Origin of the sequence: Nonomuraea polychroma, assembly GCF_004011505.1 — a bacterium.
Taxonomy (GTDB): domain Bacteria; phylum Actinomycetota; class Actinomycetes; order Streptosporangiales; family Streptosporangiaceae; genus Nonomuraea; species Nonomuraea polychroma.
This window is the reverse complement of the sequence record NZ_SAUN01000001.1, coordinates 4,233,497-4,256,914: the sequence shown is the minus strand read 5'-3', so window position 1 is coordinate 4,256,914 and position 23,418 is coordinate 4,233,497. Positions and strand designations below refer to the sequence as shown.

22 protein-coding genes and 1 pseudogene are annotated in these 23,418 nt (G+C 69.2%); 13 read left to right on the top strand and 10 right to left on the bottom strand.

The window, feature by feature from the left end:
• Positions 1-2: 2 nt before the first annotated feature.
• The 5 genes from EDD27_RS19440 to EDD27_RS19420 all read left to right on the top strand — a co-directional run bounded on the left by EDD27_RS19440 (position 3) and on the right by EDD27_RS19420 (position 3,969).
• The gene (locus EDD27_RS19440; RefSeq protein ID WP_127933675.1) at positions 3-953 is read left to right on the top strand and encodes an LLM class F420-dependent oxidoreductase; all 951 of its coding nucleotides are present in this window, start codon (positions 3-5) and stop codon (positions 951-953) included.
• Between the two features lie 204 nt (positions 954-1,157).
• Positions 1,158-1,430, top strand: a complete 273-nt coding sequence (locus tag EDD27_RS19435; RefSeq protein WP_127933674.1) for a hypothetical protein — start codon at positions 1,158-1,160, stop codon at positions 1,428-1,430.
• 53 nt (positions 1,431-1,483) lie between these two features.
• Positions 1,484-1,867: an SMI1/KNR4 family protein gene (locus EDD27_RS19430; protein ID WP_127933673.1), complete on the top strand. Its 384-nt coding sequence runs from the start codon at positions 1,484-1,486 to the stop codon at positions 1,865-1,867.
• Positions 1,818-2,354: a nucleotidyltransferase domain-containing protein gene (locus EDD27_RS58770; RefSeq protein ID WP_127940799.1), complete on the top strand. Its 537-nt coding sequence runs from the start codon at positions 1,818-1,820 to the stop codon at positions 2,352-2,354. Before EDD27_RS19430 ends, EDD27_RS58770 begins: the two co-directional genes overlap by 50 nt.
• 175 nt (positions 2,355-2,529) lie before the next feature.
• Complete coding sequence (locus EDD27_RS19420) at positions 2,530-3,969, top strand: MFS transporter (protein ID WP_127933672.1); 1,440 nt, start codon at positions 2,530-2,532, stop codon at positions 3,967-3,969.
• A gap of 279 nt (positions 3,970-4,248) precedes the next feature.
• On the opposite strand, the gene EDD27_RS19415 is transcribed toward EDD27_RS19420, so the two are convergent.
• The 4 genes from EDD27_RS19415 to EDD27_RS19400 form a co-directional block, all read right to left on the bottom strand.
• Positions 4,249-5,157, bottom strand: a complete 909-nt coding sequence (locus EDD27_RS19415) for a hypothetical protein (RefSeq protein WP_127933671.1) — start codon at positions 5,155-5,157, stop codon at positions 4,249-4,251.
• Between the two features lie 2 nt (positions 5,158-5,159).
• Entirely contained in the window at positions 5,160-5,555 is a 396-nt protein-coding gene (locus EDD27_RS19410; RefSeq protein ID WP_127933670.1) for a PadR family transcriptional regulator, read from the bottom strand.
• 182 nt (positions 5,556-5,737) lie between these two features.
• Positions 5,738-5,992: an HNH endonuclease gene (locus tag EDD27_RS58765; protein ID WP_127933669.1), complete on the bottom strand. Its 255-nt coding sequence runs from the start codon at positions 5,990-5,992 to the stop codon at positions 5,738-5,740.
• On the bottom strand, positions 5,890-8,169 hold the full coding sequence (locus tag EDD27_RS19400; protein WP_127933668.1) for a S9 family peptidase: 2,280 nt from the start codon (positions 8,167-8,169) through the stop codon (positions 5,890-5,892). Before EDD27_RS19400 ends, EDD27_RS58765 begins: the two co-directional genes overlap by 103 nt.
• A 76-nt stretch (positions 8,170-8,245) precedes the next feature.
• Here EDD27_RS19400 and EDD27_RS19395 point away from each other — a divergent pair, with 76 nt between their 5' ends.
• A complete protein-coding gene (locus tag EDD27_RS19395; protein ID WP_127933667.1) occupies positions 8,246-8,887 on the top strand; it encodes a TetR/AcrR family transcriptional regulator in 642 nt (213 codons plus the stop codon).
• A 104-nt stretch (positions 8,888-8,991) separates the two neighbouring features.
• Here the strand turns inward: EDD27_RS19395 and EDD27_RS19390 are convergent, their stop codons facing one another.
• A complete protein-coding gene (locus EDD27_RS19390) occupies positions 8,992-9,567 on the bottom strand; it encodes a hypothetical protein (RefSeq protein ID WP_127933666.1) in 576 nt (191 codons plus the stop codon).
• Between the two features lie 260 nt (positions 9,568-9,827).
• On the opposite strand from EDD27_RS19390, the gene EDD27_RS19385 reads away from it, so the two are divergent.
• The 4 genes from EDD27_RS19385 (at position 9,828) to EDD27_RS56690 (ending at position 14,379) form a co-directional block, all read left to right on the top strand.
• Positions 9,828-10,967, top strand: a complete 1,140-nt coding sequence (locus EDD27_RS19385) for an FAD-dependent oxidoreductase (protein ID WP_127933665.1) — start codon at positions 9,828-9,830, stop codon at positions 10,965-10,967.
• Between the two features lie 178 nt (positions 10,968-11,145).
• Positions 11,146-11,748, top strand: coding sequence for a GNAT family N-acetyltransferase (locus EDD27_RS19380; protein WP_127933664.1), 603 nt, complete (start codon positions 11,146-11,148; stop codon positions 11,746-11,748).
• 92 nt (positions 11,749-11,840) lie between these two features.
• On the top strand, positions 11,841-12,911 hold the full coding sequence (locus tag EDD27_RS19375) for an ankyrin repeat domain-containing protein (protein WP_206641515.1): 1,071 nt from the start codon (positions 11,841-11,843) through the stop codon (positions 12,909-12,911).
• A gap of 523 nt (positions 12,912-13,434) precedes the next feature.
• Positions 13,435-14,379: a DUF6924 domain-containing protein gene (locus EDD27_RS56690; protein WP_127933663.1), complete on the top strand. Its 945-nt coding sequence runs from the start codon at positions 13,435-13,437 to the stop codon at positions 14,377-14,379.
• A gap of 354 nt (positions 14,380-14,733) precedes the next feature.
• On the opposite strand, the pseudogene EDD27_RS58760 reads toward EDD27_RS56690, so the two are convergent.
• The 5 genes and pseudogenes from EDD27_RS58760 to EDD27_RS56670 form a co-directional block, all read right to left on the bottom strand.
• Positions 14,734-14,964: pseudogene (locus tag EDD27_RS58760) on the bottom strand (hypothetical protein); the annotation flags it as partial.
• Positions 14,965-15,205: 241 nt separating this feature from the next.
• Positions 15,206-15,778 (bottom strand): hypothetical protein, encoded by a 573-nt coding sequence (locus EDD27_RS19360; protein WP_127933662.1) that lies wholly within the window; start codon positions 15,776-15,778, stop codon positions 15,206-15,208.
• Positions 15,779-16,081: 303 nt separating this feature from the next.
• Positions 16,082-16,522, bottom strand: coding sequence for an RNA polymerase sigma factor (locus EDD27_RS19355; protein ID WP_164903692.1), 441 nt, complete (start codon positions 16,520-16,522; stop codon positions 16,082-16,084).
• Between the two features lie 187 nt (positions 16,523-16,709).
• Positions 16,710-17,030, bottom strand: a complete 321-nt coding sequence (locus tag EDD27_RS57815; protein ID WP_277750731.1) for a recombinase family protein — start codon at positions 17,028-17,030, stop codon at positions 16,710-16,712.
• 60 nt (positions 17,031-17,090) lie between these two features.
• Positions 17,091-17,354 carry an FAD-dependent monooxygenase gene (locus tag EDD27_RS56670; protein ID WP_127933660.1) on the bottom strand — a complete coding sequence of 88 codons (264 nt, stop codon included), beginning with the start codon at positions 17,352-17,354 and terminating at the stop codon, positions 17,091-17,093.
• Positions 17,355-17,730: 376 nt separating this feature from the next.
• On the opposite strand from EDD27_RS56670, the gene EDD27_RS19340 reads away from it, so the two are divergent.
• The 3 genes from EDD27_RS19340 (at position 17,731) to EDD27_RS19330 (ending at position 23,366) form a co-directional block, all read left to right on the top strand.
• Positions 17,731-19,836: a molybdopterin-dependent oxidoreductase gene (locus EDD27_RS19340; RefSeq protein ID WP_127933659.1), complete on the top strand. Its 2,106-nt coding sequence runs from the start codon at positions 17,731-17,733 to the stop codon at positions 19,834-19,836.
• A complete protein-coding gene (locus EDD27_RS19335; RefSeq protein WP_127933658.1) occupies positions 19,827-20,426 on the top strand; it encodes a TetR/AcrR family transcriptional regulator in 600 nt (199 codons plus the stop codon). Before EDD27_RS19340 ends, EDD27_RS19335 begins: the two co-directional genes overlap by 10 nt.
• A 105-nt stretch (positions 20,427-20,531) precedes the next feature.
• Positions 20,532-23,366, top strand: coding sequence for a helix-turn-helix transcriptional regulator (locus tag EDD27_RS19330; RefSeq protein ID WP_127933657.1), 2,835 nt, complete (start codon positions 20,532-20,534; stop codon positions 23,364-23,366).
• Positions 23,367-23,418 lie beyond the last annotated feature (52 nt).

The following is a 23,418-nucleotide window of genomic DNA, read 5'->3' as shown; positions in this document are numbered from 1 at the left end:
GCATGCGCGTGGGTGTCTTCACCGAACCGCATCGCGGCGCCACCTACGACGACCAGCTGCGGATGGCGCGGCTGGCCGAGGACGGCGGGTTCGAGGGCTTCCTCCGCGCCGACCACTACCGGTCCATGGAGCTCAAGGGTGGCCTGCCCGGCCCCACGGACGCCTGGGTGACTCTGGCCGGCCTGGCCAGGGAGACCTCCCGGATCCGGCTGGGCACGCTGGTCTCCTCGGCGACCTTCCGGCTGCCCGGGCCCCTCGCGGTGACCGTCGCGCAGGTGGACCAGATGAGCGGAGGCCGGGTGGAGCTGGGCATCGGCACGGGCTGGTACGAGCGGGAGCACACCGCCTACGGCATCCCGTTTCCCCCGGTCCGTGAGCGCTTCGACCGGCTGGAGGAACAGCTCGCCATCGTCACGGGGCTGTGGACCACGCCGCCCGGCGGCCGGTTCAGCCACCACGGCGAGCATTACCGGCTGGTCGACGCCCCTGCCCTGCCCAGGCCGGCGCAGCGGCCCTGGCCGCCGATCATCATCGGAGGCCGCGGGCCGAAGCGCACCCCGCAGCTCGCCGCCCGCTACGCGGACGAGTTCAACCTGCCGTTCAGGAACGTGCCGGAGACCGCAGAGGCGTTCGAGCGCGTCGTCGAGGCGCAGGAGCGGATCGGCCGGACTCGCGACGGCCGCGCTCCGCTGGTGCTCTCCGCAGGCATCGTCGTCGCGATCGGGCGCAACGATGCGGAGGCCCGGCGCCGGGCGGCCCCGCTGCACGTACCGAGCGCGCTGCCCCCGGAGGATCCGGTGATCGGCTCACCCGCCCAGCTCGTCGATCGGATCGGCGAGTTCGCCGCGATCGGCGCCACCCGGGTGCATCTGCGCCTGTTCGACTTCGCTGATCTCGATCACCTGGAATTGATCGCAGCCAAGGTGCTGCCGCAACTCGACGGTGGGCGTTGAGGACTGCTGGGCCGCCACGCGGCCGCGACGTCTGACGGATGCAAACTGTTGGTGGACAACCCAGCCGGAGCGTAGGGCTCACGTGGTTGTTCACTTCCGCGAACTGATCGACTCCATCGTTATCTTGGTGCGGCCTGCTTCCCCTTCCGGATATACCGTCTGTAGACCGCGCGAGCGGCGGGCGAAGCGCGCCATGGTGCGGCGATGATCAGGGTTCGGGCATTACGTGTCGCGCTCGCGTTGGTGCTGGTTGTGGCCTCTGCCCCGGGCAGCGCGGCCGTGCTCGTCGATACCCGCTTCGTAAGCTGCGGTTACTCCTGGGGCGGCGGCGTGTCGCTCGACTGCGACGATCCCGAGTCGGAGGCCGCGCTGCGTGCCCGGATGCTCACCGCCGAGCAGGCGCGCGAGGTGGGTGTCCCGATCTGGTGGAGGCCGAGCCCGCGCCCTCGGACGAACCCGGCCCCACGTACTACGTGAACATGGACCCGCCGTCCGAACCCCCTCTTCCTCCGAGGGCCACCGATCCGGCCGTGACCGCGCGCGTGAATGCCGCCTGGGTCAAGATCGAGCGCTGGCTGGCCGCCCACGCCTCCGCGAAGCTTCGCAAGCTCTCCTTCCCGTCTTCCCCCCGCGACATCGACCGATGGGAACGCTCCTTCGGCATGAAAATCCCCGACGCGCTGTACGTGTCGCTGATGCGGCACGACGGCGCGGACGGCAATTTCGGCGCCGGTTTCCAGCTCCCCCTCGACATCGGCCTGGCCAGGTTGTCGAGCTACTCCAGTTTGCACAGCTACAACTGCATCGACCTGATCATGGCGGGGTTCGGAGGAGGACGCCGACCCCGATACGGCTGGCGCCGCCCTGGTCGGGTCGCTCGGCGCGGGCCGGGCCGACGACTGGAGCGACATTGACCTGCTCGTGGTCGTGGACGACGCGCACCTCGACGATTACGCAGTGCCCGACCGTCTCCCTTCCGGCCTGGGGACGTTGACGGCGGCCTTCGACGCCCGCCACAACGGCCCTCGCGGCACCAGGGCGGTCAGCGGACAGCACCTCGTGGACGGCCTTCCGCTCTGTGTCGACAACGATGGAACCCGATGGCCTCTCGACGATCCACCGGCACGGCAGAACCTGGGCCAGCACAGTTGGATAGTGCCAATAACCATGGCCATGTTCCAACTAACGTGTCACGGCTCAACTGCAAGAGAACTCACAGGTTGCCGCGGCCTCAACCGTGTTCGTCATGAAGAGGTGCTTGATCGGCTGCTCGCATGGCCTCGACCACGGGAGCAGAGCGGCATGGTTCGACCGATGCTTGAGGCTTTCCCGGCTACCGGCACAGAACCGTCCACGAAAGGCGGCGAAAAGTCTCCGGGCTCGGTTCAACGACAGCCTTGAAGTCATGAGTGCTGGTGACAACGAGCAGCCCGGCGCGGAGCCTGCCATCGAGACCCGCGGCCGGCGGCCGCGCCGCGGACGGATCGATGCACGGAACGTCTCCATGGCCGGGGCCAGCGAGTCCGAACCCCGAAAAGCCCACCTCGGCCCCCGACGAACTGAGGGAGATGACCGCGTGATTCCCGATTCAACCCCCGCCCCGCCTGCCTGGCGGGAACTGCTAGGCCCCGAACATCTCGGAGCTGCGATCGTGCTGGCGGGCGGCGTGCTCGTCGGTGCGGTCAATATCTATCTGGCCTCGAGCCTGCTGCCGACCGCGGTGGCCGACATCGGCGGCGCCGGCTTCTACGCGTGGAACATGACGATCTACCTCGTCGCCATGGTGATCGCGACGATGCTGGTCAGTCGGCTCCTGGCCCGGTGGGGGAACGTCGGCGCCTACCGCCTCGGCTTCGCCGTGTTCCTGGTGGGCTCGCTGGCCTGTGCGGCGAGCCCGGCGATGCCGGTACTGCTGGCCGGCCGCGGCGTCCAGGGATTTGGGGCGGGGGTGCTGTCCGGGCTGGGGTTCGCCGTCATCCGCTCGGCCCTGCCGCGCCGACTGTGGACCCGCGGCAACGCCCTGATGTCAGCGATGTACGGTGTCGGCAACTTCGTCGGTCCGGCGCTCGGCGGCCTGTTCGCCCAGTTCGGCTCGTGGCGCCTGGCGTTCGTGGCGATGGCGGTGATCGCGGCGGCGTGCTGCGCGGTGGTGCCCCGGGTGCTGCCGCGCGGCGAACGCAGCGACGCGCGGGCTCCGGTCCCGGCCGTGTCGCTGCTGCTGGTCACGGCGGCCACCGCGGCTGTCAGCCTGGCGGGGATATTGCCCGGCACCATGGCGATGGCGGGCGGCATCGTGGTGGCACTGCTGCTGGTGGCCGCCTTCGTCGCCTACGAGCGGCGCAGCGAGCTGCGGGTCTTCCCGCGCACTACCTACCAGGCCGGCTCACCACTGAAGTGGATCTATCTGACGCTCGGGCTACTGGCCTTCGGCGTCGCGGTCGAGTCGTTCGTCCCGCTGTTCGGCCAGCAGCTGGGTGGGCTGCCCCCGCTCGCGGCCGGCCTGTTCGGGGCGGCCATCTCGCTCGGCTGGTCATTGACCCAGCTCGGCAGCTCATCGGCCACCAGGGAGCGCGCGGTACGCCGTTTGCGCATCATCGGCCCGCTGCTCCTGGCGTCCGGCTTCCTCCTCCAGGGACTGCTGCAGCGCGAGGACACGCCGACCTGGCTGGTACTCATCTGGGTACCGGTGTTGTTCATCGCGGGTTCCGGCATCGGCCTGGCCTACCCACACCTGTCCGTGGCCGCCATGTCCAGCACCCAGGATCCGGGGGAAGGACGCAGGGCCGCCGCGGCGATCGCCACCGTGACGAGCCTGTCGATCGCGTTCGGCACGGCCGTGGCCGGAGTCCTGGTCAACCTCGGCGACCCGTCGATGCTCGACTCGGCACGGTACGTACTGTTCGGATTCGCGATCATCTGTGCGATCGGCGCCATCACCGCACGCGCGGCGAACCGTTCGAGCCGCCCGGAGCCCGCCGAGCCGGCCGCCCACACTCCGCTGCAACAGGGCTCGTGACTCGCGATCCACCGACATGACGTCCACCCCCCGGGGATGACCGGCTCGGGGTTCCGATCGCCTGTTACCACGTGCCCGAGACCGTTGCTCCGGAAAGTGCGTCCGGGCAGCGCCTACGTCACCGGTGACCTGCGCCGCCAGCCCGACCCCTTCGACCAGCGCCGGACTTCAGGCCGTCGATCTGGCCATCTGAATCTCGGGCGTGCAGTGAAGGGGTCGGAGGCCGAGGACAGAGTCTGGATGTTTCAGGTCCATCCCGCAACCCTCACGTACCTGTCGTTAGACGTTTGCCGGACTAGAGGCGGTGGTGCCGGTTCTGGCCAGCCACGCCGTGACTGTCAACACCGCCATCGAGAGCGCAGCCACCACCGGAAGGTTCGCCGGCTCCTCCACCCAGCGCAGCCAGCCGAGGGTGACGCCCATGAGCGGCAACACAATGAACACCGCCCGCCGCCCCACGGGGGAGCACACTGCCACTACCGCCGCCACCGCGAGCACGAGAAGCGGGAGGTAACTTGCCGCTGGCAAGGGAATCTGAAGCGCCACGACGCTGGCGAGTAAGACGGCGGTCCATCCGACCAACCGCCGGGTTCCCAACGGAGCGGGACCGGATGACGGAGTGAACGTCAGCATCACGGCGGCCAGGCAGGCGGGCAGAACGAACCGCACGACGCTTGCGAATCCCGTGCTTCCGTTCCACACCACGTGGATGGGAGAAAGGCCAAGATCGGGCGGGCTGGCGACGAGCCCGGCGTACAGCACGGTCCAGCCCCATGCCACGGCGGCCGCGACCTTTCGCGAGTTCCGCCATGCCAGGAAGGCGATGACCCCGTAAGGCAGCGCGATGGCGAGCGTCTTCAACGCCATTTCCGGGCCGTTGTTCGCGGATCGCAGCGCATGCCCGGCGTAGGCGGTGGCCCGACCGAGGTCGAGGATGAGCAGCCAGATCGGTGCGAGAAGCGCCGCAAGGTTGAAGGCGGCATGCCAGTGCCGGCGGGAGACGGGCCCCACGGCACGGTGCAACCGGATGGCGAAGGCTCCTCGCAGCAGGTCGAAGGTCTCGCGGGCACTCGGCCGGTCTCGGCCGGGCGTGGCTGCCGCGAGGAGCACCGCGACCATTTCCTCTTCGTGCGACGCTCGGTGCTCCTTCGGATACCACGCCAGTAACCGCCGGTAACGATCCTCCAAGTTCACGTGGCGCTCCTGAAGACCATGGCGAGGCCCGCTTCCCGAGACGCCGCCGGTTTGATGCTGAACGCCGGGCGGAGTCTGGTGCGCAGGCGAGAGGTGGCGGTGTCGGCGTTGCGACGCAGGTGCTCCGCTTCTGTGGCCAGCCGGGCTTCGCCCTCTGAGGTGAGACGGTAGTAACGCCGCGCGCGGCCGTCGACGACCTCCTCGCGGTCGGTCGCGACCAGCCCCTCGCCCTGGAGGCGGTCGAGCGCGGCGTACAGCGTGCCGGCTTGCAGTCGTACCCGTTCACCCGAGATCTGCACAACGTCCGTGATGATGCCGTAGCCGTGCTGGGGCCCAGCGGCGAGCGCTGTAAGGATCAGGAACGTCGGTTCCTGCAAAGATCTTCGACTCATGCGATCTATATATAAAGATTAATTGACTCGCTCGCAAGTCATACCTGGAAGCCTGTCCCGCTCGAAAACACGATTGAACAGGGTGGGCCGAGCGGCGAGGTGCCTGGTGTTCAGTCCTTTTCCGGCGCGGCCTCCCTCCGAACCACGCGGGCTGGTTTCCCAACACGTGGCTCTCCAGCGATCTATGCCGCGTTCGCGGCGGGTTGCCCGTGGTGGATGGCCTCATGGCAGGCGCGGCAGACTACGAGGGTCTTGCGCCGCTTCTTGATCATGAGAGCTGCCCAGGCGGGCTGGTCTGGTCCCGGCCACGGCGTCGCCGAGCTCGCCCGGCCGGTCAGCTGAACAGGCTGATGATCAGGTCCATGCTGAGAACGGCCGGGGTGAGGCGGTGCTCCGGCGGTTCGATCCCCATGAGGTTGCGGACGAGGAAGTCCCACTTGCGCCGGTAGACGTGATGCTCGTAGCCGACGAAGAAGTGCTCGGCGCCGGGAACGACGAGGAGCTCGACGTCCTTGTCGGCGGTGATGAGCCGCTCGGCCAACCGCATGGAGTGGTGGACGTGCACGACGTCGTCCACCCCTCCGTGGATGAGCAGCAGTTTTCCTTCGAGCCTGTCAGCCAGATCCACGTTCGACGATCGGGCCCAGGCCGCGGGGTCCAGACCGTCGTACGCCTCGGCGAACTGCAGATGGAAGAGGCGGTTGTCGTGGTTGCCCGACTCGGCGACCCCGACCCGGTAAACCTCGGGGCAGGCGAGCATGGCGCGGACGGTGGCAAATCCGCCGCCGGAGTGGCCGGTGGCCCCGACTCGTCCGAGGTCCATCCAGGGGCGGGTCGCGGCGAGTTGCCGCAGGGCGGCGACGTGGTCGGCGATGCCGCCGGCGGAGGCGTAGTTGCCGTAGGAGGCGTCGTGGAAGGCCTTGTCGCGGCCGGGCGTGCCGCGCCCGTCGACGGCAACGACGACGAAGCCGAGCGCCGCCAGCACCTCGGCTTCGCGGCCGAGCATGCCGGGGTCGAAGGCAGGGGAGACGCGCGTGCTCTGCGGGCCTGGATAGAGGTGGTCTATGACCGGGTAGCTGCGGCCGGGGTCGAAGTCGTGCGGCCGGTACAGCACCCCGTAGACGTTGGTAACCCCGTCGGCCGCCGTGGCGCGGAAGCGCTCGGGAGGAGTCCAGCCCGTCGCAAGGAGCGGTTCGATATCGGCCCGCTCCAGCTCGACCAGCACCTGCCCGTCCAGGTCGCGCACGCTGATGACCGGAGGGCGGTCCACGGTGGAGGCCACGTCGATGAGGAAGTCCTTACCGGGAGCCATCGTGACCACGTGGTCCAGGTCGTCATCGGTAATCCGGGCGAAACCCGTGCCGTCGAGGCCGGCCCGGCACACCGACCGGCGGTAGGGGTCCTGCTCGACCAGGCCAGCGGCGGCGAAGTAGACCACCCGCGCCGCCTCGTCGACGTGCAGGATCTCCTGCACCGCCCACTCGCCTGCGGTGACCTGGCGGAGCGGCCGGCCGGTGTGCGCGTCGTACAGATAGAGATGGCCCCAGCCGTCGCGCTGGGAGTACCACAGCACCTGGCGTCCTCCGGCCAGGACCTTGACGAGCGGCTGCAGGGCGGCCGGGTTCGGCTCGACGCGGGTCGGGCCACTTTCGCTCAACACCGTGCGCACATGCCCGGTCGCGGGGTCGAGCCGGTTCAGCCGGATCGTGCGCACATCACGGGATTGGCTCAGGTAGTACACGGCTTGGCCATCCTCGGCCCACCAGGCCCAGCCGGAGGCGATCGGCGACTGCAGAGGGATGGGCTCGGGTTCCGCCAGCGCCTGAACGGCGTGTCCGGTGGTGACGTCGATCACCACGAACTCGCCCAGTGACATGTGCGCGTCACCCGGGTAGGCGTACCGCTGGGTGAGCAGCCTGGGCACGCCACCGTCGGCCGGCAGGGCCTCGACCATGTGAGTACGGCGCACCTGGCGCTGGTCGGTTCGGTGGGTCAGCACCCGGGTCGAGTCGGGCGACCAGGCCAGGGCCGGTGGCAGGTGCGTCGGCAGGCCCAGCTTGTTCGGCAGGACCGCCGGTGCGAAGGGCGTGACGCCGTACCCATGGTCCTCTCGCCCGTCGGTGGTCAAAGGCCATTCGCGACCGCTGCCCGGCGAGCGTACCCACAGGTCGTGTTCGCGCCGGAACGCCACGAACCTGCCATCCGGGGACGGCACCTCCAGGAAACCGGCGCCACCGGCGGCGTCCAGGGAGATCGCCTCGCACAAGTAGATGTCCAGCGAGCACTGCCAGAAGGAATCGAACGCGGAGAACACGACGGCCTTCTCCCGCAGGTCGATGGCGGCGAACGGGAGCGCCGCCGCATCCACCTGCCGGCCGCTGGCCGCCGCCAGCGCAGCCGCGAGGCGGGCGTGGTCGAAGGCGGGCTCACGCGACCCCGCGGCGGGATCGACGACGACGAACCTCTTCCCCCCGCAGGTGTCCACCGAGTACCAGAAGCGGGCGCCGCCCTCGATCCACTGAGGGCTGACGGCGCCACCGCGCACCAGCCCAGCGCGATTGTGCCTGAGCAGCCTCTCCGCCGCCTGATACCGGGCTACGTCCATCGTGGTCATACCTGTTTCGCCCTCCATCGATCCAACTGCGAAACGATTCGTTTCGTTTTCTGATCCTGCCGGGGCGAAGCGAGGGATGTCAAAACAAAACGTTTCGTTTAGAGTGGTGAGCGTGCCCCGACCGACGACACGCCCAAACGTGGACCGTCGCCGCGACAGTAGTCGCAGGGCGACGCTCTCGGCGGTCCTGGACCTCTGTGTGGAACGCGGGTACGCGGCGGTGACTGTGGACGCCATCGCCGCCCGGGCCGGGGTGAGCAAAGCGACCATCTACCGGTGGTGGCCGTCAAAGGGAGCGATCGTCCTGGAGGCGATCGACGACGCCGCGCCGATCCCCCAGACGTTTCCCCACACCGACGACCTCGCAGCCGATCTGCACGCCTGGCTCACCGGCATCCTCGACGTCTTCCGCGACCCGTATCTCGGCCCGGCCTTCACCGGGGCGCTCGCCGAAAGCCAGCTCGACGCCGATCTCGCGCGCCAGCTCCGTGAGCGACTGATCGACCACCGGGTCAGCCAGTTCAACGAACGCATGACGGCGGCACGAGAGAACGGGCAACTCGACAGCGACGCCGACCTCGAAGTGGCGCTGGACGTGCTGTTGTCCCCCGTCTACCGACGGCACGTGCTTCACTACCCGCTGCCCGACCACGCCTACCTGGACAGGCTCATCAAACACGCGTTGCGTGCCCTGGGCGGCACCGGCGACAGTGCGTGACAAGCCTGCCGGCGGGCCGAGGTGCCGCCTGACCAAGATCGATGCGGCTCGGAGGCCGTCGCGCTCCGGCTGCTTGGGTTTTCGATGTGGTGGTCCTGCCTCCGTCAGGAGTTGGAGGACGAGCCAGCCTGCCGAATCGACGTCAGCGTGCGCCAGCAACAGGCGGCGCTCCCCACCAGTACGGTCATTCCGGACAGGGCGCCGATCATGACGGGCGCCCATGCCGGGGCCATGGTGGCGGCCAGCGTGAATCCGGCAACGCCGAGCACGACGAGGATCACGCCGGGAATCAGGGGGAGGCGCGCCCGCCAGCGCGGTGCGAGCACGATGAAGTGCACGCCCGCCATGAACGTCAGCCAGGCCACCGTGGCCTGCTCGGCCGGGCCCCACCCGCGGAGCAGGGCGAGACCGGCCAGGAATAGCGCGGCCTCGGCGGCGACGATGAGGGCGTACGTGCGGTCGAAGAGCCCACTCCCCGCATCCGGCGCCACGGGAAATACGTCGCCCGACTGGACGGCCTTGACGCCGAGGAGCCACATGACAGCGACACCGGCGAGGACCGCGATGGCTGGCACGCGCAGGACGATCGCCAAGAGCGAGTTGTGGACGTCGTTGGCGCTGAGGTGAATGAACACCGCTCCGATCATCGCACCGACGAACAGTCCGGACAAACGTTGCATGGGGTGGCACTCTAGCGCGGCGGGTTCCTGCTCGCTCCTGCCTCGCCAAGGCGCCAAGGCTAAGGACCCGAATAGGGAAGATGCCGGATGCCGCCACGCCCGCCCTGTTGAGAGGCTCGGCTTGGCGCCGGCGGCCCTCTCCAGCCTGTCGATCAGCCGGAGCGTCTCGCCGGTCGAGCCCGCGGCGAGGGTCCCGCACCTGGGCAACCTAATCCAATGTGATGCGTCTTCAAGCGAAGATACTTTGAAACGGGGAAGAAATGGACGTCATCGTCGTCGGTGCGGGGGTGGGCGGCCTGGCCGTCTCACGTGTCCTGCTGGCCGCCGGTCACCGCGTGCGGGTCTTCGAGCAGGCGCCGTCCCGGCGGACCGGCGGCAAAGCCGTGCTCATCTGGAGCAACGGCAACGCCATCCTGGACGACCTGGGCATCAGCCTCGACGGCGTCGGCGCGCGCATCGACCGGATCGACGCGCTGAGCTCCCGCGGCAGGCTCCGCACCACCATGAACATCGCCCACGCGGCCGACCGATACGGCTTCCCGACCAAGGCCATCCCGCGCCGCCACCTGCTGGAGCGCCTGGCTGACGGGCTACCCGCCGACATGATCCAGTACGGCGTCGCCTGCCGCGGCGTCACCCAGGACGATGAGCGGGTCACCGCCACCCTTGCCGACGGCTCCACCGTCATCGCGGACCTGCTCATCGGAGCCGACGGCCACCACTCCGTCGTACGCCGTACGCTGTGGGGCGAGGGCACCGTCCAGCCCGCCACCTTCGGCACCTGGCAGGGCCTCAGCCCGATCGCCATCGACATCACCGACACCACCCGCCACCTCATGATCAGCGGACGGGAGGGTGCCTGTGGCCTCATGCCCGCCGGGAAGGGCCTGCTGCAGTGGTGGTTCGACGTGCGCTGGGCCCCCACCGACCCGCGCCCCGCCGCGCCGCTGGCCGACCTGCGGCGCCGCTTCGGCCACTGGGTCTCCCCCGTCCCCGAGGTGCTCGCCGCCGCCTCCGATGACGACCTGGAGTTCTTCGGTCACCACTGGAACAAGGTCCGCCCAGTGTGGGGGGAGGGCCGCATCACCCTGGTCGGCGACGCCGCCCACACCATGCCGCCCACCCTCGGGCAAGGCGCCAACCAGACCCTCGAAGACGCCTGGGTCCTCGGCCGCGAGCTCGCCGAAGGCGGCGATCTCGTGGAACGGCTACGCGCCTACGAGAAGGCCCGCTATCCGCACATCAACCTGGTCTCCCGGCTGGCCAAGCGCAATCCCGCCAACTGGCGCACACCGCCGATGCTCGCCCGGCTGTTCCCGGAAACGATGCAGACCGCCATGCTCGCCCGCTTCAGCAACCGCCTCACCGCCGCTGCCCAAGGTGCGGCAGCCGCTCGCTGATCCGTCGGCGGCCAGGCCTCCATCTCCCAAGGGGCCTGCTTGTGAGCGAGCCCCCGCCGCCCTCAGCCGAGACCATCAAGATCGAGATATGCCGTCAACCGTGTTACCGGACAAAGCCGTCACCTCAGCGGCCATCTGGGCGTGCGGCACCCTCGTTCTCTGATCTTCAAGGAGCCCCATGGCAGTCGACATCGACATTCGTGACCTCCGCCCGGGGGAGCTCCCCGCGGCGGTGGGCGTCCTGGCCCGCGGGATGCGGGACAACCCGCTGCACGTGGCCGCGTACGGCGCCGATCCCCGCAGGCGGCTGCGCTGCCATGCGCAGATCATGCGCGGGCTCTTCGCCACCTCATCCCGCCAGCAGCCGATCTGCGCGGTCCGTGGCGAAACGATCCTGGGTGTGATGGGTGTGTCGCCGCCGGGCGCCTGCCAGGCGGGTCCCGGCCAGAAGCTGCGGCAACTGCCAGGCTTGCTCTTGCTCGGCCTGCCCACCTCGATGCGCGTGCTGCGCTGGGTCACGGAATGGTCCGCGCGTGATCTCGCCGAGCCGCACGTCCACCTCGGCCCGCTGGCGGTGGATGCGCACCTGCAGGGACAGGGGGTTGGCACGCTGATCATGCGGGCTCACTGTGACCGGCTCGACCAGGACGGCCTGCCCGGCTACCTGGAGACCGACAAGCAGCAGAACGTCGCCTTTTACCGGCGGTTCGGCTACGCCGTGATCGATGAGGGGACGGTGCTCGGCGTACCGAGCTGGTACATGCGGCGCGCTCCGCGCTGACGGGAAAGGTGCTCACCTTTCCCGCGGTACCCGCTCCCGACTCCAGCCCGTGACACGCAAGCTGAGGACCCGAATAGGGGGAGAAAACATATATGCGAACCGATGATCGAGACCGGGGGGAGCCACGCGCCGACTGGCAGTACATGGCCTCGGCGGACTGGAACGACCTGGACCTGGTCCGAGGTCGGCTGGCGGCGGGCGCGGACCCGAACGGGCCTCTTCACCCCAGCGGCTACGGAACGCCGCTGAGCGAGGCCGCCGGCTCAGGCTCACCGGAGGTCGTCGCCACGCTGGCGGCGCTGGTCCGCGACGTCGATGCCGACAACGGCGAAGGGCAGACGGCCTTGTGGGCCGCGGTCTGCGGTCGGCGGGCGGAGAACGCCGCTGCGCTGCTGGCAGCCGGAGCCGACGCGTGGCGTCCGATCGCGGGCGACTGGTCTCCGGGGCGGCTGGCCCTGTTGTCTCCCCTCGCCTCACACTTCGAACACCTTCCCGGCGCCGTGCCTCCCCCCGCCGAGGAACGGGCCGCCGCGGCGGAGGCTGACCGATTCCGCGGAATGCTGGGCGATGTAGATGCCGAAGGGCTGGGGATCGCATTCGTCGCCGGGATCGACGAGGACGAGACGATCCGCCGGCTGGGCGCTTCCCCGGAGCGGTGCCCGGTGCTCGACCTTGATGACCCGCCGTTCCCCTTCTGCGAGCCCGACGAAGACGAAGAGGAAGACGATTACCTTGACCCCGATGACTTCTGCGACCTGCGCTTTGTCGGAGTCACGGGCGTCGAAGGCGGCTGCGTCGTATCTCAGCCCTGGGGTTTTCTGCCGGCCAACCACACCGTGCTCGGCCGGCTCTCGGCCGGGACGGTGGCCTACGGCCTTTACCTGAACCCCAAGAGCGGTGCCCAGGGCATGGTCGCCCGCGACGGAACGCTCGACCACGACTGGGGTTTGGACATACACCCGATCGAGGTCGGCTACCTTGAGCCCGGCGGGGGGAACGTCTTGCTCCGCTTTCTCTACTCCTCCTGTTACGCAGGGGACGCCGTCGGCTACGGCTGCGCGTACACCGGTCTGAGGATTTCCGATCGCCGAGCTGTGACAGGCCCGTTCCGCCGCTGGGTCCAGGTGCCGGGCTGGGACGAGGACGGCCCGGCACAGCGCTGACATCGCCAGCAGTCGCGAGCTTGCTCGGAACGCGTAACCGGTTCTCGGCAAGCTCGGTCGACCAGCTTCCGCATCAGGTGGTACCTGACGGTTCAGCGAAGATCCTCATAGAGGCGAGGACACGCCTCATGATGCACATCGACTTCGACCCCAACGCCCGGGGCGGCGCGACGCGGCTCTCGCGCCGACTACGCCATGGCGCTCCTCGACACCGTCGAGGACCCCACACGGGCCGGCAAGGCCCTGGGCATTTGCGGCCCCAATAGCATCGCCCCTTCGCCGGTACCATCACACGTCCGCGGGCGTGCGCTGAACCTGCACCACGCCGCGACGGATATCTACCTGTGGCAGCTGTGGCGGCGCGACCGCGGCCTATCGCGCCAGGAGGTCGAACGTGTCATGTGCGACTTGTTGATCCCCGTTGACCTGCGAAAAGAGGAGACCACGAGTGCACCAGTCGGCATGGACCAGACGCGCGAACTCCACGGTAATATCCTGATCTTCGCATCCCCACGGAGGAGTCATGTCCCGTCCCAGCCTGCCTCAACCAGCGCCCGGTGATGTGCTCTTGGTCTGCACGTGCTACGAGGACGGCAAAGCCCTGTGGGGTCGGCTGCTCGAAGAGATCGGAGGCCGCCAGGAAGGTGACGTGCTCGTCCTCGGCGACAGCGGGGTGCGACTCCTCCCGGTCGAGAACCCGGAATGGGACTACCTGCACGGCGGTAACGTCCCGGCGCTCATTCCGGACGGCGGCGCCGTGCCGCCGGTTGTCGTCTTGGCCGACATTTCGGTGGTGTACGGCGGGGATGGGCCGCTGCTGGTGGACCTGGCGGTAACACCCGGGCGAGGCGTCCGGGTCCCGCCGGCCCGGCTCGGCGAGATCCTGGCCGCCCTACTGGACCGCATCCTCGCGTTCGACGACCTGGTGCGCCACATGGACATATGCGGTATGTACCTGGGGGACGGCGGCAGACCGGCCTTTCCCCCACCGACGACCACGCCGCACAGGTCGTTCCCGGCCTTGCCCGCCACCGACGCGGCTCTGCTGGTCCGCACCTCCTTCGGCGACGAGGAGGGCTGGCGGGCTCTGCTGGAGGAACTGGGCGGGGCCGACGAGGACGGCTGGCTCGGCGCGGACATGGACCCGGATGAGATCAACGTGGAGCACTGGCCGTTGACGGCGCTGGTCGTCGACGACCGGGCCTTTGAGGGCCTTCAGCCGGGCCAAGTCCCGGCGCTGGTGCCGCCTGAGGAGCACACCACGCTGGTCGCGCTCGCCGACGACAGGACCTTTGTGGAGCCCGGCCGACCGCTGATCGTTGTCGACCTTTACGACACGCCAGGGCAACCCGCCGTTCTTCCATGTCGCATGGTCGGATCGCTCGCGAACAACCTGGAGATCGCCAATATGGACTTCTACGAGTTCGTCGCCCAGGAGGGCGTGGAGCCGTGGTGGGAAGGCTCCTGAGAGGGTGCGGTCCTTGTTTCGCCAGGGTTTTCCTAGATCATGGATGCCTGGATACCGGCCGGGCGGCCAAGCAGGCTCGACGGGACGGTCCTGCCGGAACTCACGCCGCTGCTCGGCGGGCGGCGAGGGCTTCCTCGGTGGCGAGGGTCTCCGCCATACGGCGTTCGTCCCTGGATACCGGTGTCGCTGGGCAGACACGCCCACCGGACCATGGCCAGCCAGCAGGATGGCCCCGCAGCACCAGAGCGAGGAAGACGATGGTGCCGCGGTAGGGGAACGGCTGCCGGAGGTGAGCGCGTTGGGGACGGCGAGCGCGGCGGCCAGTGAAACCGCGCCGCGGAACCCGGCCACGCCGCTGACCAGCCGGGCGCGGTTGCTGACGCGCAGCAGCCGCTGCTGCGGGCGGCGGTCCAGTAACCGGATCGTGTACGCCGCGGCGAACAGGAAGGCGAAGCGCACGGCGACGAGGTCCGCGACGGCCACGGTGGTGGCGGTCAGGGCCTGGGCGAGGGCCAGGCTGGTCAGGCCGCGTACCGCCGGTTGTAGTTTGAGCCCGACCAGGACGAACAGGGAGCCGTTGAGCACGAAGGTGGCGACGGCATAGAACTGCTGCGTCTGCAGGCGGGCGTCCACCGATACGCGGCCCGGCCTGGCTCACGATGAGCCCGCACACCACTGGTCGGCGCCAGCTAGGGGGTGGCGATGCGGCGGCGGTTGACCTTCTCGGACAGCAGGCCGGGCGGGGCCCGGCCGCGCACGGCCGCAGCCAACTTCCAGGCCAGGTTCACAGCGCCTGCAGGCGGCGCTCGTGTACATCTTTTCTGAACTAGTTGATGATCTTGTTCGGGTTGGCGCTGACGGTGCGGCCAGCGACGTCGCGGAATGTCGGGATGCCGAGGTTCACGGTGGCGGCGCGACGGGCGCGTTCGTTGAGCTGGGCGAGCTTCTGTTCCGCTCCGGCGAGGCTGACCTTGAGTCCTTCGACTTCGCCCAGCCAGTTCTCCCGGCATCGGGCCAGCCCGAGGGGGATCAGACTCGGGCTTGAGATGCGCGTTGGGCGGGTCTGCCCCGGCTTGATCTGCTCCGGATGCAGCCTCCAATAGTCATCCTCACCTTCAGCCGGCGGTTCGGTGGTGAGCAAGGCCGGATTGTCCGGCAGGTACGTGCCCCGGGGCTCCTTGCACTGCTTACCGGTCGGCAGGAAGGTCACGTTCGCCTGCACGTCGAGGTTGCGCAACTGGCGTTCGATCACCTCAGGATGCTTGTAGTCCCTGATGTAGATCTTGATGGACCGGTCCGGTTCGCGGATCACCGCGTTCGCTGGGGTGGCACCCTGGCCCAGCAGCACGGGGACGCCGATCGCCAGTGCGGCGGTGACAGCGGTTCCCAGAACGGCCAAGCCCAGTCAGCGACGGCGTCGGCGTACCGGTGCAGATGCGGTTTTCTGTTCGATCATGGTCGTCAGGTGGGCCTTTCTGAGTGAGTGCCGGGCGGCAGGAAGGTCGCGTTCTTCCGGAAGCTTGTGGTTGGTCACAGCTCCTCTCCCTTCTTGCGGAGCGCTGAGAGGCGCTCACTCCATCTGTGTCCGAGCCGTGGTTGGGGTTCCTTTTCCAGGAGGTCTTTCAGGCGGCTTCGAGCCCGGGACAGTCGCACCGCACCGTGCCCACCGGGATGCCCAGGGCGACGGCCGCTTCCTCGTAGGTCAGCTCCGACAAGACGCAAGGGCGAGTACTTCGCGGTCCGCCGACGACAGCCGGTCCATCCGCTCTAGGATCTCGCGCATCCGGTGCTCGTCGTCGATTCGCCGGGCGATGTCCTCGGCCGGGTCGCGCTCGTATGCCTTGGGAGGGAGCTGTTCCAGTGCAGTCTTGTGGCGGCGCAGCGATCGGTGCCGATTGCGCAAAACGTTGTTGGCCACGCCGAGCAGCCAGGGGAGCGCGCTTTCGTGGCGGATTCGCACATGGCCGCGCCGCCGCCACGCCTCCAGGAACACCACCGAGGTGAGATCTTCGGCGGCCGACCAGTCTGCGGTACGGCGGAAGCAGTGGTTATAGACATCGCGCGCGTACTTGTCGAACAAGGCCGCTAAAGCCTCGCTGTTCCCTTCGGCTGCGCGGGACCATAATTCGAGATCAGTGCTCACGACTCGTCTGTGTCCGTACGTCGATTCCAGTTCCATGTGATAGCCGCCACAGGCGGTCAAGCTCCTGCACTATGGCAGGCCAGCGCTATATTCGTGGGCAATTTCTTCGTGCTCCTGGGACTCCATAACCCCGGCTGAAGGGCCATCGACCCAGCTGGCCGATTTCGGGGGTGACGCCAGGCTCCTCCTATGCCTTGTCCGGCTTGTCAGGATTGAGGTGGCGGTAGATCGTGGCGCGGCTGACGCCGAGCCGGTCGCGAATCTGCTGAACGGTGTAGCGGCGCTTGCTGTCCTCGCCCTTCATCTCGTACAACGCGCGAGCCATCTCCACACCGTGAGTGTCCAGGGCAGAGGGGCGTCCACCGACGCGGCCCCGTGCTCGGGCCGAGGCGAGCCCTTCGAGGGTGCTCTCGACGATGAGCTCCCGCAGGAACTCGTCGAAGGCGCCGAACATGTGGAACTGCAGGCGCCCGGACGGCGTGGAGGTGTCGATGCCCTGCTTGAGCACCACCCGTGACTAGAACCCCGACAGCCAGCGCGACGCTCTCACTGCGGCCACATCAGTGGCTCATAAACGACTGAGCCGAGAGGTAGTGAAACATAGTTTCCGAACGCGGATTTCGCACAAGATCAAAGCAGGCTTTGGAGAGGCTTCGGGCTGGCGAGCCGCTCGTTTGGGGCTCATAACGCGTTTCTTGCCGGCACCCCAGGTTGAGCCGGGGGCACCCATGGCCGAATGGACGTGGGCGGCGTCACCGGCCAGGAACACTCTGCCCTGGCGGTAGCGGTCGGTCACGCGGGCGTTCAGGACACCGGGTCCGGTGGGCAGCATGGCGTACGCGTCGCGATCGGTCGGTGCCAGGCGTACAGCCCGAACGTACCGATCCCCGGCATCTCCAGATGGAACCGGTGAATCCGTAGCGGCGCAGGGCTTCGGCGGCGGCAAGCCCAGCGACCGTCGACTTCCCCAAGCTGCGCTCAGGAATGCCTCGATCGGGCCAAGGCCGCCTGCGCGGGACTAATCGAGCGCAGGAAGGCGCGACGACCAGCGCCACTTCACCAACGAAGAGCTCCACTCCTCCTCCGTCCCCAATGGCCAACCTGTTGAACCCAAGGACCGAGAGGCGAAGGTCCTGGCGGCCAGCGGCAGTCGCAGGCCCCAGGTGCGATTGCTACGCCTGTAGCGCGCAGGTGCTACAACTGTAGTCATGACGGAGGGCATCACCCGACCCGGCAGGTGCACGCTGTGCGAGGCGATGTGCGGCCTGCGCGTCACCACGTCCGGCGACCGGGTCATCGACATCCGAGGCGACGAGGACGACCCCCTGTCGGCCGGGCACATCTGCCCCAAGGCGCTCGCCCTGGCCGACCTCCGGGAAGACCCCGACAGGCTGCGCTCGCCCGTTCGGCGCACCAAGGACGGCTGGCGGGACATCTCCTGGGAGGAGGCGTTCGATCTGGTCGCAGGGGAGCTCGCGCGGATCCGGCGCCGGCACGGCGCGGACGCGGTCGCGGTCTACCTGGGCAACCCCGTCACGCACAGCCTGGGCTCGATGACGCACGCCCCGGCGTTCGCGAGCTTGCTCGGAACGCGTAACCGGTTCTCGGCAAGCTCGGTCGACCAGCTTCCGCACCAGGTTGTGTCCCGGCTGCTGTACGGCAACCAGTGGTTGCTCCCGGTTCCCGACATCGATCGCACCGCGTACTTTCTCGTCTTCGGCGCGAACCCGGCCGTCTCCAACGGCAGCCTGATGACGGCGCCGGGGATGGGACGCAGGATCCGGGCGCTGCTGGCGCGCGGTGGCACGATGGTGGTGTTCGATCCGCGCAGGACCGAGACCGCCAAGCTGGGAGGCGAGCACCACTTCGTCCGGCCGGGGACCGACGCGGCACTGATCCTGGGCATGGTGCGGGTCATCCTGGAGGAGGGGCTGGCGCGTCCGGCCGCGTACGTGGACGGGCTCGACGAGGTCCGTGACGTCCTGGCGCCCTTCACGCCCGAACGGGTCGAGGCCGTCGCCGGCGTCGAGCCCGGCACGGTGAGGCGGGTGGCACGGGAGTTCGCCGCCGCGCCGTCCGCCGCCTGCTACGGCAGGATGGGTGTGTCCACGCAGCGGTTCGGCACGCTGTGCCAGTGGGGCATCCAGCTGCTCAACATCGTCACGGGCAACCTCGACCGGCCCGGCGGCACGATGTTCACCAAGCCCGCCGTCGATCCGATCAGGGCCAGGCAGATCGATCCCGGTCACCAGGGCAGGTGGCGCAGCCGGGTACGGGGGCTGCCCGAGTTCGGCGGCGAACTGCCCGTGGCGGCGCTCGCGGAAGAGATCCGCACGCCGGGGCCCGGACAGGTGCGCGGCCTGCTCACGGTGGCGGGAAACCCGGTGCTGTCCACGCCCGCCGGGCCCGCGCTGGACGAGTCGCTCGCCGGACTGGACTTCATGGTCGCCGTCGACTTCTACATCAACGAGACGACGCGGCACGCCCACGTGATCCTCCCGCCGACGGAACCGCTCGAACGCGACCACTACGATCTGATCTTCCACATGCTCGCCGTCCGCAACACCGCGCGATACGTGCCGGCCGTCTTTCCCCGGCAGCCCGGTGCCCGCCACGACTGGGAGATCTTCCGCGAGCTGGGGCGCAGGTACGGCCGGCTGGTACGGTCTCGACCATGGCGTGCCGCCCTCATGCTGAGGATGCGGCCGAAGCGCATCGTGGACCTGGGCCTTCGCACCGGCCCGTACCATCTCTCGCTGGCCCGGCTGCGCCGCCGCCCGCATGGAGCGGACCTCGGCGAGCTGCGGCCCAGCCTGCCCGGGCGATTGCAGACCCCGCGCAGGCGCGTACGAACCGCGCCCCCGCCCCTGGTCGCAGCGGCCGAGGAGGCGGTCGCCGAACTGCTGGAGCCGCCCGCGCCGGGCACCCTGCTGCTGATCGGCCGCAGGCAGCTGCGGGGCAACAACTCGTGGATGCACAACTCCGCCCGGCTGGTGAAGGGAAGGGCGCGCCACCACCTGCTGATGAACCCTGACGACATGGCGGCGCGCGGGCTGGGCGAGGGCGACCTCGTGAACGTGCGCTCACCCGCGGGCGTGCTGACGGTGGAGGCGAGCGCCGGCCACGACATCATGCCGGGCACGGTGAGCCTGCCTCACGGATACGGCCATGACCTGCCAGGGGTCCGGCTGTCGGTGGCCCGCCGGGTGCGTGGTTCCAACGTCAACGCCCTCACCGACCCGGCCCGCCTCGATCAGGTCAGCGGTACGGCGGTGCTCAACGGGGTGCCGGTCACCGTGGAGCGATGCCAGTGAGGACGCGTAGGCAACGCGCCGCGGACGCCGCCATCGAGGTGATCGCCGAGCAGGGCATGCGAGGTCTGACCCACCGCGCCGTCGACGCGCGGGCCGGATTGCCGCCGGGGAGCACGAGCAGCTGCTTCCGCACCCGGCTCGCGCTGCTCGACGGGGTGCTGAAGCGCATGCTGGAGCTGGACGAGGCCTCGCTCGTCCAGCTCCCGGCCGATGCGTGGAGCAGCAGGGAACAGGTCACGGCCACCCTGGTCGGCCTGCTCGAGCACTGGCTGGGCCCGGCCAGGGCACGGACCCGGGCGAGGATGGAGCTGTATCTCGACGCCGCCGGCAGCACCCTGCTGCGGACGGAGCTCGACACCGCCAGCGAGCGCTTCCTCCGCTTGGCCGCCGACGGCATGCGCGCCGTAGGAGTGCCGGACGCAGGCAACGCGGCGCGCATGTTGGTGGCGCAGCTCGACGGCGTGCTGTTCGACGCCCTGGCCCGCTCCTCCCCCGCGGCGGACGGCGGCGCGTGGCTGCGCTACGCCGCCGAGACGATCATGCGAGGCGCCCCGCCGACCGACCACGAACGGGAGCGCGGCCGCGGATGACCTCCACGAGTCTGTAGGCAGGTCATAGGACGAGTCGTATTCCTGCTTCCCATCCCCGTTTCGTAACTTGCAGGAGGAAAGGCGCATCATGCATAAAGGTCGGCTATGGAGCTGATCGGCCGCCGGCAGCAACTCGCACTTCTCCACCAAGCGCTGGAACTGGCGAGCTCAGGACGCCCCCAGTTCGTCGTGCTCGAGGGCCCGGCCGGTATCGGCAAGTCCCGGCTGATGGAGCACCTTGCCACGCAGGCCGCTCCGGCCGACGTGCGAGTCCTGCGTGGCGCCTGCATCGAGCTGGGCGCGCATGGTCTGCCGCTCGCGCCGTTGACGGCGATGCTGCGCGATCTGATCGGGCAGCTCGGTCGGGAGGCCGTGGCGGCTCTCGCGCCCGGTGCCGAGACCGTGTTCGCCCTGCTGCCGGAGGCAGGCGTGGGCTCGCCGCTGGACGTCGGCGGCAAATCACGCCTGTTCGAGGTGTTCGGCACATGTCTGGAGCGGCTAGGGCATGAACAGCTGGTCCTGCTGCTCGTCGACGACCTGCGCTGGGCCGACCACTCCACCCGCGAGTTGCTGGGCTACCTGGCGCGCCGGCTGCGTACCGCCCGTGTCATGGCCGTGCTGGCCCACCGCGGCGACGACCTGCCCCTGTGGCACCCTCTACCGGCCTTCGTCGCGGAGCTCGAACGCCTGCCGGCCGTGCGGCGGTTGGTGCTGCCCCGCCTGACCAGAGTCGAGACCACCGAACTCCTCGAGAGCCTCACCGGATCCCCACCCGCTCCCGGCGTGGTGGACAACGTGCTGCGTCGCGCGGGCGGCAACCCCCTGTACACCGAGCAGCTGGCTGGAGCCGAGCACCTGCCCGGATCCCTCAAGGAGCTCCTGCTGGAGCGCACCCGGGACCTGCCTGACACCTGCCGCAACCTGGTGGCACTGGCGGCTGTCGGCGGGCAAGCCGTCTCGCACGACCTGCTCGCGGAGGTCGCCGAGCTGCCGGAGGAGGAGTTACTGGAGGGGCTGCACCAGGCGGTCCAAGCCCGCGCGCTGCTGCCGCACGCCGGCGGCTACCGCTTCCCACATGCGCTGCTTCGTGAGGCCGTTCTTGCGGACCTGTTGCCCGCACGGCTCACACAGATGCACCGGCGCTTCGCCCAGGCGTTGGAGGCGCGGCCGGAGCTCGTCGCCCCGGAAAGACACGCCGGGGAGATGGCCCACCACTGGCATGGCGCGGGCGCGCACGCTCGCGCGCTGCCCGCGCTGCTGTCGGCTGCCCAAGCCGCCGGCAGCGTCTCCTGCCACACCGAGCAGGCACAACTGCTGACGCGGGCGCTGGAGCTGTGCGGGGATGACGACCGCCAGGAGCTCCTCCACCAGGCTCTTATGGCGTGCCTATGGGCAGGCGAGTCAGTGCAGGGACTCGATCTGATCGCGCGCGCTCTTTCCGAGACAGATCCGGCGCCCGCTCCGGGCCAGCGGGCCATCTTGCTCGCCCATCGCGCCATCCTGCTGGCGAACCTGGGGCTCGAGGGCGTGCAGGAGGCACTCGAAGAGGCAGCCGCACTGTTGCCTGCCGAACCGAGCGTGATCCGCGCTGCCGTCCTCGATCGACTGGCCGCTATTCTGCTCGTTCGCGAAGATCTGGAGCGGGGGCAGCGGGCAGGCATCGAGGCCGTGGACGTCGCCGAGGCTCTCGACGAGCACGAGGTCCGGCTCAATGCCCGCATCACTGTGGCCACGATACGTTTCCGGCTTGGCGATCACACTGCGGGCTTGGCGGAACTACGGCAGGCGGGGAAGGCGGCCGAGGCCCGCGGTGACATCACGCGAACCGTCCGGGTCAAGGTCAGCATCGCCGCGTGCTTAGCCGGTGCCGGCCGCTACCACGAGGCCGCTGAGGCGGCCCGCGCCGGGCTGCCCCTCGCCCATGCGGCCGGAACGATGCGCTCGCTCGGGGCCGCTATGTCCGAGCACCTCGCCACATCGCTGTTCGCTCTCGGCCAATGGGACGAGGCCGCGCACGTGATGCAGGACGGGCTCGCACATGATCCCGAGGGCAGGTACGCCGTCGGCCTCCAGTTGGTGGATGGCGAGCTCGCCCTGGCCAGGGGGGACATGGCAGCGGCCCGAGAGCGGCTCGCCGCCGCAGAGCTGCTCGACGGCGGCGAAGGCACCAGCAGCAGGTCACCGGCGATCCACCGGCTCGCCGCCGCCATCGCCTACCGCGACAACCGTCTCGAGGATGCCCACAGAGCCATCCGGAACGCTCTACCACCGCTCCAGAAGCCGGGGATGGCCCCGGTGGCCTGGCCGGCGCTCGTCCTCGCCGCTGCTCTGGTGCGGTCCACCCGACTGTCGACGGCCACAGACCCCGTCCTGCTCAAAGAACTGCAGCAGACCATGCGGAGCCTTCCCACGGACACGCCTTTGTGGGCGGCCTGCGCAGCGCAGGTGGAAGCCGAGCTCGGCGCCATACCGTGGGCGCCGGTGATCGAGGCGTGGCAGGCGGTCGGAGACCCCTATCGGATCGCGTACGCGCGGACGCGTGCGGCGGAGTCGGCGGCCTGGAACAGCGACCGCGCCGCCGTCCAGGAACTGCTGAGCATGGCGGCGCAGAAGGCGGCGGCGCTGGGCGCCCAGCCGCTGCTGCGCGACATCGCGCAGCTGGCCCGCAGCGCCCACGTCAAGCTCCACGATCACTGTCACGAGCCGGCCGGCAGAAAAAGCGCCGATCAGGAACAGGCCCGGCGACTCGGACTGACCGAACGGGAGCTGGAGGTGTTGCGGCACATGGCGGACGGCGCCAGCAACCGCCGCATCGCCTCGGGCTTGTTCATCAGCCCCAAGACCGTGAGTGTGCACGTCACCCGCATCCTTGCCAAGCTCGAGGCATCCAATCGCGGCGAAGCCACCGCCATGGCCCGTCGTCTCGGTCTGCTCGACTGAATGACCCCGCCAGGCCACGCTTTGGCGCGGACATCATGGGTGCTTCTCATTT

What these genes read in the sequence shown, in the direction of transcription:
- EDD27_RS19440 (WP_127933675.1), top strand. Translation starts at nt 3, where the DNA reads ATGCGCGTGGGTGTCTTCACCGAACCGCATCGCGGCGCCACCTACGAC.
- EDD27_RS19435 (WP_127933674.1), top strand. Translation starts at nt 1,158, where the DNA reads ATGATCAGGGTTCGGGCATTACGTGTCGCGCTCGCGTTGGTGCTGGTT.
- EDD27_RS19410 (WP_127933670.1), bottom strand. Translation starts at nt 5,555, where the DNA reads ATGAGTCGAAGATCTTTGCAGGAACCGACGTTCCTGATCCTTACAGCG.
- EDD27_RS19400 (WP_127933668.1), bottom strand. Translation starts at nt 8,169, where the DNA reads ATGACCACGATGGACGTAGCCCGGTATCAGGCGGCGGAGAGGCTGCTC.
- EDD27_RS19395 (WP_127933667.1), top strand. Translation starts at nt 8,246, where the DNA reads ATGTCAAAACAAAACGTTTCGTTTAGAGTGGTGAGCGTGCCCCGACCG.
- EDD27_RS19390 (WP_127933666.1), bottom strand. Translation starts at nt 9,567, where the DNA reads ATGCAACGTTTGTCCGGACTGTTCGTCGGTGCGATGATCGGAGCGGTG.
- EDD27_RS19385 (WP_127933665.1), top strand. Translation starts at nt 9,828, where the DNA reads ATGGACGTCATCGTCGTCGGTGCGGGGGTGGGCGGCCTGGCCGTCTCA.
- EDD27_RS19380 (WP_127933664.1), top strand. Translation starts at nt 11,146, where the DNA reads ATGGCAGTCGACATCGACATTCGTGACCTCCGCCCGGGGGAGCTCCCC.
- EDD27_RS19375 (WP_206641515.1), top strand. Translation starts at nt 11,841, where the DNA reads ATGCGAACCGATGATCGAGACCGGGGGGAGCCACGCGCCGACTGGCAG.
- EDD27_RS56690 (WP_127933663.1), top strand. Translation starts at nt 13,435, where the DNA reads ATGTCCCGTCCCAGCCTGCCTCAACCAGCGCCCGGTGATGTGCTCTTG.
- EDD27_RS56670 (WP_127933660.1), bottom strand. Translation starts at nt 17,354, where the DNA reads ATGCTGCCCACCGGACCCGGTGTCCTGAACGCCCGCGTGACCGACCGC.
- EDD27_RS19340 (WP_127933659.1), top strand. Translation starts at nt 17,731, where the DNA reads ATGACGGAGGGCATCACCCGACCCGGCAGGTGCACGCTGTGCGAGGCG.
- EDD27_RS19335 (WP_127933658.1), top strand. Translation starts at nt 19,827, where the DNA reads ATGCCAGTGAGGACGCGTAGGCAACGCGCCGCGGACGCCGCCATCGAG.
- EDD27_RS19330 (WP_127933657.1), top strand. Translation starts at nt 20,532, where the DNA reads ATGGAGCTGATCGGCCGCCGGCAGCAACTCGCACTTCTCCACCAAGCG.